This is a genomic window from Pedobacter sp. 01N416, assembly GCF_056399685.1.
The window spans coordinates 1-10,972 of sequence record NZ_JBFTRT010000102.1; the positions used below are offsets into that span (position 1 = coordinate 1).

General features: G+C 40.3%; 5 protein-coding genes. All 5 read right to left on the reverse strand.

The annotated features are described in order from the left end of the window. On the reverse strand, positions 1-4,810 hold a 4,810-nt coding region (gene sov / locus AC1DND_RS07950), incomplete at its 3' end, for a T9SS outer membrane translocon Sov/SprA (RefSeq protein ID WP_477580579.1). An 11-nt stretch (positions 4,811-4,821) separates the two neighbouring features. Further along, complete coding sequence (gene ruvA / locus AC1DND_RS07955; protein ID WP_426326494.1) at positions 4,822-5,406, reverse strand: Holliday junction branch migration protein RuvA; 585 nt, start codon at positions 5,404-5,406, stop codon at positions 4,822-4,824. Positions 5,407-5,412: 6 nt separating this feature from the next. Then, complete coding sequence (locus tag AC1DND_RS07960) at positions 5,413-7,728, reverse strand: NADP-dependent malic enzyme (RefSeq protein ID WP_477580581.1); 2,316 nt, start codon at positions 7,726-7,728, stop codon at positions 5,413-5,415. 190 nt (positions 7,729-7,918) lie between these two features. Next, the gene (locus AC1DND_RS07965; protein ID WP_477580583.1) at positions 7,919-9,322 is read right to left on the reverse strand and encodes a lytic transglycosylase domain-containing protein; all 1,404 of its coding nucleotides are present in this window, start codon (positions 9,320-9,322) and stop codon (positions 7,919-7,921) included. 189 nt (positions 9,323-9,511) lie between these two features. Next, positions 9,512-10,930 (reverse strand): Asp-tRNA(Asn)/Glu-tRNA(Gln) amidotransferase subunit GatA, encoded by a 1,419-nt coding sequence (gene gatA, locus AC1DND_RS07970; RefSeq protein WP_477580585.1) that lies wholly within the window; start codon positions 10,928-10,930, stop codon positions 9,512-9,514. Between the last annotated feature and the right edge of the window lie 42 nt (positions 10,931-10,972).

Below are 10,972 nucleotides of genomic sequence, written 5' to 3' on the forward strand. Positions count from 1 at the left end.
GCAATACATTATCCGCACGGTTCCGCTCGCTCACTTTCGAATCGATAGATCCGAAACCGATGGTAGATTTACTTCCGGAAATATTTACATCTGCAAAATCGGCCAGTTTTAAGTTCAATCTTCCGGTAGCTGCCCAACCACCYTTTTCGTCAAATTCAGTTAACCTCAATTCGTTAAACCAAACCAGTGCATTTTTATCAAGGCCATCATCGTTCCGTTCATCACTGGCAGCACGGAGCGGATTTTTAATCCCTACCATATACACCCTAACCTTGCTCATGTCAGGTTGCCCTTTAACTATAATAGTTCTATTTCCGTCGGTATAGGTAAATGGAACATTTGTAGGCCACGGTTGTCCGTTGGCTTGCTTAGCTACGTTACGGGCGAGCTTGGCATTTTGGAAAAGTGTTAAATCAATATCCATTCTATTGGCTTCTGGCCAAATGGCATCAGGATCGCTTGTACCTGGATTGGTTACCTTTAACGGGATTACATATTCATAATAGTYATCCTGGTTATCGGTTCCGATTCTTAAGAATGCGGCAACATCATTATCATTTAATATTTGATTATTAACAGCCTCAGCATGAATAAACATTTCCAAATGTTTGTAAGATCTGAAATCGCTATAGGCTGTTTTAAATGCAGCTCTACCATAGCCATCTCTTAACGATTTTACAATAACCGATAGCGATTGCTCATTTAAACGTGTATCGCCACGATAGTTGCTGTAGTCGCGCTCGCGAAGAATACCTGGAGGGGTAACATATGGAATCGGTGAACGTTTTCCATTTTCTTCAATATTTACTGTCGAAACCTCAATAGTAGAATTATCAGGGGTAAGTGCAGGCAACGATGGGTCGACGATTACCTGTGCAGCTTGGTTGGAAGCATTATATTCTCTCCACTCCCCACGGATTAACTGCAACTTTGCAAAACGCATCACAGCAGTATCAGCGAAATTGGTCATAAACATCCTGAAGAAACGGATTGATTTAAAATCCTGGATCCCACCTACTTTTTCCTGGTACTGACCGATTGGGATTCTAAATTGATACCATGAAACGGCTTGGGTATTTCCATTAGCCAATTTTACCTGCGAGGTAACCTTATCGGTAATAAAGTTCTGGCCAACATTTAAATCTCCCGGGCGGATCGAAACTTTATACTGAAAATATTCATCACTTTGCGTCATGTTATTATCGCGGTTGATGTCTTCCCCGTCGGGTAAAGAAGTAGATGCAGAGTTTTCAAGCCCTAATTCTTCTTGCGACTGTTGCGAAGTTTTAGAGTTTCCTTCCGTTCCATTATATTTTTCGTAGCGTTTAAGAATACCCGCGTTGATCTGATCTAATGCCGGACCTCTGAAATAAGTATAATTATCTGATGATGGATCGGCATCAAGTGCGGCAGAAGCGGTGGCATTTAACTGCGATTTAATCTGCGTAATTGCCGCTGCAAATTTTACTTTTTCATCAGCATCTGATAATCCATCCAAACCTACATCCTGTGCTCTACGCGAACTGGCATTGTTATCGAAAGCCTGTACAACGGGTTGCAATTTGGGTACACGGCCCCAAGCGGTTTCTTCGTATTTGCTTGGGTCGTTTGTGGCTGGCAGACCATTTTCTAAGGATTTTCTGCCATCCTTAAGAATATCTTCTGAGATATTTCCCAGGTTAAAATACATGTCGCCACCGGTAGAATTTGGCTTATAGATGAATGGATCCATTACCCAAAACTCAATAAAGCCCACATTTAAGGCTTCAAAATCGTTGGTTTCGATTTTTCGTTGGAACCCTCCCCAATTATTTTTAGGTTGCAATAATGTTCCATCCGGTCTAAAATCTGTAGGGCGGAAGTTATATGGCCCCCTAACAGTTGGATAATAAGCCACATCAAAAGTGGTAATGTTTAAGGCCTGCCCCGTTGCCGTTTCTTTAAACGGAAAAACCTCCTGCTCAATCACTTCTCTCACATAGTGATTGGAAAGTTCTCCCCGGTTGCCTCTGATATTGGACGGAGTGGTAGATGCCGCCGAATTATAAAAAGTAGGATCGATGTTATAAAATGCAATTCTTGCCCGATTGTAACCATAAGATAAATCGTTGGATTTATCAAACTCTGAGAAAAGCTGTGGCGTACCCGACAGCTGCCAGGCAATGGCACTCTTTAAATCGATTACCGATCTGGATGCTTCGAAATCATCTAAGTAACTTACTCCATTTTTACTGCCGGCAAAATTCAATGCCCTTGGGTGCCCAGGGATCAGTTGCGCAAACTCTCCATAAAACGTTACACTCGAAGGTGCTTTGGTTGAAATGAACGGAAGTTTATCAACCAGTTTTGTTAAAAATCTTGATGGTGAGCTGTAGTTAATATCTGCTCCCCAAATGGTATTTGAAATAGGCTCTTCGCCGATGTTTACCTTTTGAGTTAAAGGTTTTTCGGTCAGGTTCATAATTGTACCGCCCAGATTTAGCTTATTGTTTACACGGTAATCTAAGCGGGTTCCAAAAAGTGATCGTTGCTGCAGGCCAAAGGTTTCACTGTTTTCGGTAGTAATTCGAATCGGCTGACCAGACACCAAAAGTGCCTGATTGATGATGCTCACCCGGCCACCCTGATAATCGACAGTAAAATCTATCCCCTCGGTTAATGGCATTGTTCCTGCAAAAACCTTTACCGATCCTTCCGGAACGTTAATGGCATTTAAACTAAACTCAGAAGAAATATCAGATTGGTAATTTACCTTAATGGTGTACCTATTCTGGTTTTGAAACAGCTGCTTAGCGATGGTTTGGGTTGAATCGTAAAGCGCAGTAAAAGTATATTTATTGATCAATGCCTGCTCACTAGGTAAAAACTTCGCCGCTAAATCTTTACCAAATGGCTCAATCACAGGAAAAATAATTCTTCCATTTGCCGGATCGATGGTGATATAACCCGAATTGGTATTGGTAACCATCGAAGTTTGTCCATTGCTCCCCACGCCGAACATACTCGCCTGATTGGCATTGCTTGCGGTAGAATAAGAACCAAAAGCATTATTTGTGGCCACAAAATCGAAAACTCCATCGGGCCTGCGCTCATTTTGCTGGTTCAAACGATCAAACTCGGTTAAGGCAATCCACTGCTTATTCGCAGTATTTTGTCCTTCAGTCATTACCGGATTATCCACACCAGTTTCATTATCGATACGGTAAATATCAAGTTTAAAATTCTGGCTGCTGATCTGGTACCCTCCGATAGAATAAATATTTTTCATCATCAGATCCCATGTTGGCAATTGGATCTTGGTGGTTTCGTTCTTTAACAATTTAGCATAAAGTACTTTTGGATTTGCCGCATCAAAAGAAACATCGGTAGAAAACTCACCTACCTGATATTCTACACCGTTATACGTATAACGGTAGGCAACAGCTAAAACCTCATCGGCATTTAATGGGTTGTTCAACGATAAATAACCCAGCTGCGGCTGAAAGGTAAACTCACGCTCGGTTAATTTTCTGGCATAAACCAGTTTAGCAAAGTTATCTGTATTGCTGCTATTGGCAGGTGTTGTCTGGAAGAAAGAAAGGATGGCATTGGAATTTGTCTGTCTTATAGCCCCCCCCTGATAAGCATTTAACTGCGAGATCAGGTTGTTTGACTGTTGCGGGAAACCCGTAGCGGTAGTTCCTGCCGGCAGACCGGAAGTCCCTCCGGTAATTAAATTATTGTTAAAAGGAACATTTTCACCCAAATCCATCAAGCCCAATACATCTCTGGAGTCGGTGGTATTACCTGCCTTATTGGTAATCCATACCTCAATTTTGGTAATCTGGATCGGAGAGGTTATGATAGGTGCGTTGGCCAGGTTTTTATTGTAGTTATTCCTAAAATATTGTGATAAAAAATAGTGTTTATTGGCCTCGTAACTATCAATATTTACCGTGGTGGTATTTTGTTGCGCCCCATTGGTAATTTTAATTTCCCGTGATTGAGATTTTTGCTGAGTGTAAACACTTGTTACGTTTAAACGCCCGAATTTTAATTGTGTTTTAATACCGAAGAGTGCCTGGGTTCCAGTAATTAAAGAGGTATTTAAAGGCAAGCTTACATTACCTGCTTCAATTTTTTGGATAATATCATCAGGTCCGCCAGTATAATCAAGCTTAATCTGATTTTCGAAATCAAATTGGGCCTCGGTATTGTAATTACTTTTGATTTTTAGTTTGGTTCCGATATTACCAACCAGATCCATTTGTATCCTTTGGTTAAAATCGAAATTGGTCTGTACCCTTTGTCTTTCGTTAAAAAGCGGGTTTTCATTCTTATTTACCCGACCTAAAAAGGTGAGTTCTGCCTCTCCACGGGGTTGAATATCAATGGTTGTTCCACCAAATAATTTTTCGAAAGCTTTGCTGTTTACCTGGATCTGCGGAATAATGCCTGTGCTTCTGTAATCACTTACTTCTGCATTTGAAATGCTACGCCAGTTACCACGTTTTATCTCACTGTTAACCAATCGCTGGTATTCATCAATGGTTAAGTATTGTGTGTTTAAAACAAATTTTTCGCCAATTAATTCCTTTACCACATAACGTTTATTCTTGGCATCGTATTCTACAACGCGTTTTAAATTGCTAGGTGCCGGATAAAATGGATTAACGGCCGGACTAAGTCCTAAATGTTCTTTCTCGCGTAAACTAAAATTATTTTTTGGGGTAATAGTATCCGCTTTGCTTGGAACAACTTGAGAGAAAGCGTTTTGAGAAGCAATTAAGAAAAGAGGGATGAGAAACAGAAATGTAGATATTCTCTTCAAAGGCAGTAGATCTATAAAGTTTTTAAAGCTTGTTTAATTAGTTGCTCTACCGAAAGTGTTCCCTCTGTCACTTTTAAAATCTGGTCTATAGTTTTTTCGGCGGTTTGTTTGGCGAATCCGAGCATTACTAATGCTGATAACGCTTCATCTTTAACAGTATTGTGTTGAGGCATAAAAATTAATGAATCTGCCCCTTCTTTTTTTAGTTTATCCTGTAACTCTAAAACCAGGCGTTGTGCGGTTTTAGCTCCTAAGCCCTTAATTCTTTGAATTAGAGGCAAATCTGCTTTAACAATTGCGGTCTGGATTTCAACCGGTGTGATAGATGATAAAATCATTCTACCAGTATTTGGTCCAATTCCCGATACCGATATCAAGTGTAAAAATAAACGGCGTTCGCCTTCATCGGCGAAGCCGTATAATGTATGTGCATCTTCTTTTACATGCAGCCAGGTGTATAGTTTACACCTTTCTGCATCAGCTAAAGCGCTGTATGTATTTAAAGAAATGTTTATATGATAGCCTATACCTCCGGCTTCAACCACAACATATGCTGGGTTCTTGAATGTCAATTTACCATCAATATAGGCGTACATGTAATTCTACTTTTTAGTTGTTTTTCCAAATATACCTTTTCGTTTCGATGTTGCAATTTCTTCTTTTGCTTGCACATCTACAACAGCAATGGTAACCATATTGACGATTTCGCGTACAGAACTACCTAATTGAACAATATGAACAGGTTTATTCAGTCCTAACAAGATCGGACCCACCGCTTCGGCACCGCCTAACTCTTGTAACAATTTGTATGCAATGTTTCCAGACTCCAGATTTGGGAACACTAAAGTGTTCGCCGGAGCATCGGCCAAAGTGCTAAATGGAAAATTATCTTTCAGCAGTTCGTTGTTGATGGCAAAGTTTCCTTGCATCTCTCCATCTACAATTACCTCTGGGTGATTTTTATGCAGGAGGTTAACCGTTTCTCTTACTTTATTTGGTGTTACCCCATCATTTGAACCAAAGTTCGAATACGATAATAAAGCAATACGGGGCTTGATGTTAAACTGCTTAACAGATTTATCAAGCAATAAAGTAATATCTACCAGCTCTTCTGCCGTTGGATCTACGTTTACGGTGGTATCGCCGAAGAAAACAGGCCCTTTCTTGGTCATCATCATGTACATACCAGCAACACGTTTTACACTCGGATCAACACCGATTACATGTAAAGCAGGTTTAATGGTAGATCCATAATTTTTGGTCAGACCCGAAATCATCGCATCCGCTTCGCCAAACTCAACCATCGATGCGCCATAGTAGTTACGGTCTCTCAATAATTTAGTGGCATCAGTTAATGAAACCCCTTTACGCTGACGTTTTTGATAAAGCGCCTCGGCATATTGTTTGGTTTTATCAGGATTTTGCATCTGATCGATGATCTCAACACCTTCTAACTCTAAACCGTGCTCATCAATAATTGCCTGTATTTTATCTTTATTTCCTAAAAGGATCGGAATAGCGATATTCTCATCATTAACAATCTGTGCGGCCTTTAAAATCTTGTAATTATCAGCTTCAGCAAATACAACTCTTTTTGGATCTGTTTTAGCTTTGGTGGTGATGGCACGCATAATGGCATCATCCAAACCCAGGCGTTTTCTCAGTTCTTCGCTATAGGCATCCCAATCGGTAATAATTTTACGGGCTACTCCACTTTCAATTGCTGCTTTAGCTACCGCGATAGAAACCTCTGTAATTAACCTGAAATCAACAGGTTTTGGGATAATATATTCTTTACCAAATTTAAGGTTACGGGCATTATAAGCTAAGTTTACCGATTCTGGAACAGATTTTTTAGCTAATTCTGCAATGGCTTTAACGGCAGCTATTTTCATCGGCTCGTTAATTCCTGTTGCACGAACATCAAGCGCACCACGGAAAATATAAGGGAAACCTAAAACGTTATTTACCTGGTTCGGATAATCAGAACGGCCGGTAGCCATAATAATGTCTTTACGGGTTTTAATCGCCAGTTCGTAGGCAATCTCCGGATTAGGATTGGCCATCGCAAAAACGATAGGGTTTTTGGCCATCGAAGTCAGCATTTCCGCTGTAACACAATCTGCTGATGAAAGGCCGATAAATACATCAGAATCTTTCATGGCTTCTGCCAAAGTGTTGATTTTTCTATCCGTAGCAAATTCAGCTTTAATATCATCAAGCACTTCACGGTCTTTACGGATCACGCCAGAACGGTCGCACATAACGATGTTATCTTTTTTAGCGCCCAAAGAAACATAAAGTTTCGTACAAGAAATTGCAGCGGCACCAGCACCATTAACTACAATTTTGATCTTATCCATTTTTTTCTTGAAAATTTCGCAAGCGTTCAACAATGCCGCAGCCGAAATAATCGCTGTACCATGTTGATCATCATGCATTACCGGAATGTTCATTTCTTCCTTTAAGCGACGCTCAATCTCGAAACATTCTGGTGCTTTGATATCTTCTAAGTTAACACCACCAAATGTTGGCTCTAAAGCCTTAACAATTTTCACAAAATCATCAACATTTTTGGTATCCAACTCTAAATCAAATACATCAATATCAGCAAATATCTTGAAAAGTAAACCTTTTCCTTCCATTACTGGTTTACCGGCTTCCGGGCCAATATCGCCTAAACCTAAAACGGCTGTACCGTTACTGATTACAGCAACCAGGTTACCCTTTGCGGTATATTTATAAACATCTTCTTTATTTTCTGCAATCTTTAAACACGGCTCTGCAACGCCAGGAGAATACGCTAAAGTTAAATCTCTTTGCGATGTTGTAGGTTTTGTGGGTACTACTTGTATCTTTCCTGGACGGCCTTGCGAGTGGTAATCAAGCGCATCTTGCTTTCTAGTGGTCTTACTCATTACGTAACTTATTAGTGACGGGGGCAAAGGTACAATTCTTTTTATGAGGCATAAAATAAAAAGCCCTTCAAAAAAGTTAAATAAGACGTTACACTAAGCTACTGTTACACTAATTGAATTAAACCAAGCATTGCTGATAGAATTTTAAATATTTGATCAAGAAATGAATGCCATTGTCAGGCTTGCCCTGTTATCCTCGGCTGATTTTCAGGATCATCCCTACTTGCAAACCAGCTTTTGATAAACGGTTGTCTCTTCTGATGCTCTGAACGGTTGCACCGTCAAATTTCTCTGCAATTTCAGACAGGGTATCACCGGTTTTAACCTTGTAACTTAAAAACGATGATGGTGCTTTTAACGGCATCCGGTTTTTGGCATAAATCTTTAGTCTTTGTCCTGGCACCAGCGTTTTGCTTTTTAAACCGTTCCAAACCCTTAAATCCTGTGCCTCTACACCATATTTATCGGCAACAGCTGTTAAGCTCTGTCCTGAGGTAACTTTATGATAAACCACGGAGGATGTAGTTATACTCTTAGTTTTTTTCTTTCTTAAATCTCTTGAATCATCGGTACTGGCGGCTACTACTTTCATGTTCACATCCACTTCCTGATTGTTTAGCACATCATAAATACCTGCGTAATCAACACCCCTCAACTTGGGCATTACAATACGCTTCGGCTCATCATCTGTACCATTTACAATCTTTTTCTTGTAGGATGGATTTAAGGCCATAATTGCCGCTTCATCAATATTTAACACTTTTGCAAGCGTAGATAGCGACACGAAACGGGTAGTTTGAACCGTATCGGTTTTCAAGAACATGCTCGAGGCTTGCGCGGTAATCTGATGTTTGCCAGAATAATTCATTACATAAACCGCAGCAATAAATGCCGGCACATAATTTCTGGTTTCTTTAGGTAAAAACTGTCTGATTACCCAAAAATCCCTCGATCCCGCTTTATCAATAGCCCGGTTGACATTCCCCTTTCCGCAGTTATAAGCGGCAATGGCCAAAAGCCAATCGCCAAGCTCTTCAAAAGCGTCTCTAAAATAGGCTGCCGCGGCATAACTGGCCTGGATCGGATCTTTGCGTTCATCAACAAAGTTATCCATCTTTAGGCCATAGGCCTTGCCAGTGCCAAACATAAACTGCCAGATACCCGTTGCCCCCACTCTCGAAATGGCATGCGGATTCATCTGTGATTCGACTATGGTTAAATATTTTATTTCCTGCGGAATATTATAATCTTTTAAGGCTTTGTCAAAAATCGGGAAGTAATAGCTAGATAAGCCGATCATTTTCCCAAACATATCTTTACGCTTGGCATAAATATCGATATACTGCTGAACATACTCGTTGTAAGGAAGAGGTACCGTTTTAGCGATAGAATCGAGCCTGAGTTTATAGATAAAATTCTGGCCCATGGTTAATGGGTTTTCTGAAACAACCGGCACAGCCACAGTATCGGTATTGATAAAGATGTTGTTGTGAATCTTCGGAAGACTATCCAGTTTGAGCGTTTGTTGCGCGGAAGAAGAAGAAATGTATCCTAAACAAGCGCAAATTGAAGCAAAAAGTAATTTTTTAATCATGGGCTATTGGTTCAAATTTTCATTAACCGTGGCATGTGTCCTCACAAACCTTTATACAGATTTTTCTTTTCATAATAAGGAAAAGAGTAAGAACCTGCGAACCTTCTAGGCAATGCCTAGAAAAACAGTTAATAAAATGCCATTGCCATACTTAACTATAATGCTTTGTAACTCGCAATGACGATAAAACTATGATAAAAATGCCTGAGAAAAAGCCAGAAGCTTATCTTCCTCAAAATGTTTGGCTGTAAACTGTATACTTAACGGCAATCCTGCTGCATTATTGCCTAGTGGCAAAGCAATAGCCGGATTTCCGCTTAAAGAAGGCAATACGGTAAAAATATCGGCCATATACATCACAATTGCATCCTGAACATTATCGCCAATTTTAAAAGCTGCTGTTGGTGCCACAGGAGAAAGAATTAAATCATAATCCTCAAACAAGGCATCCATTTTTTCTCTGATCAACCGGCGAACCTGCTGTGCTTTTTGATAGTAAGCATCGTAATATCCCGCACTTAAAACAAAAGTACCTAAAAGAATGCGGCGTTTTACTTCCTCGCCAAAACCTTCGGCGCGGGACAATTTATAAAGCTCATTTAGCGATTTCGCCTCTAGGTTACGATGTCCGTAATGAACGCCGTCATAACGCGATAGATTTGAAGAGGCTTCGGCCGTTGTTAAGATATAATAGGCCGGAACCAGATAATCCAACAGATCAAAAGAAACATACTCAACAGTATGTCCATCTGATTTGAGCTGCTCGATCGATTTTAAAATAGCCGACTTGATTTCGGGATCGAGGGCTTCGCTCTCAATAGTTTCTTTTAATACCGCTATTTTGTGTTTTTTATGTTCATTCAAATGAGCAGGATAATCGGGCACTGCACTTGAAGAAACAGTAGAATCGTAATCATCAGCGCCAGCTAAAACCTGTAAAAGCAAGGCAGCATCTTCTACTGATGATGTAATTGGCCCAACCTGATCAAAAGAAGAAGCATAAGCAATAACACCATACCTTGAAATGCGCCCATAGGTAGGTTTAAGCCCAATTTGGCCACAAAATGCAGCTGGCTGTCTTACCGAGCCACCGGTATCGGTACCCAGGGCAGACAAACACATATCGGCCTGAACGGCTACAGCTGAGCCACCTGAAGACCCACCAGGAACAAGGTCGGGATTTGCAGCATTTTTAGCAACCCCATAGTATGAAGTTTCATTAGAGCCGCCCATCGCAAACTCATCACAGTTTAAACGGCCGATAATAACGGCATCTTCCTGTAACAATCGCTGCACAATGGTAGAAGAATATGGAGATACAAAGCCCTCGAGCATTTTTGACGACGCAGTAACGATATGGTCTTTATAACAGATATTATCTTTAATACCAATTATCATTCCTGCAAGTTTGCCTGCAGTACCTTCTTCTATTTTTTGCTGTATCGCTTTCGCCTGAACTTCGGCCGATAAAAAAAACACCTCATTAAATGCATTGAGGTGTTCATTATTTTCAATTTGCTTAAAATAATAAGCTAATAAATCGGGTAAAGTTAATTGCTTTTGCGCAATGCGTGTTTGAATCTCTTTAAGAGAGCTGTATTTCTTCAAAACTAAAATTATTGCAATTAAACGGTTTTATCACGGTTAGAT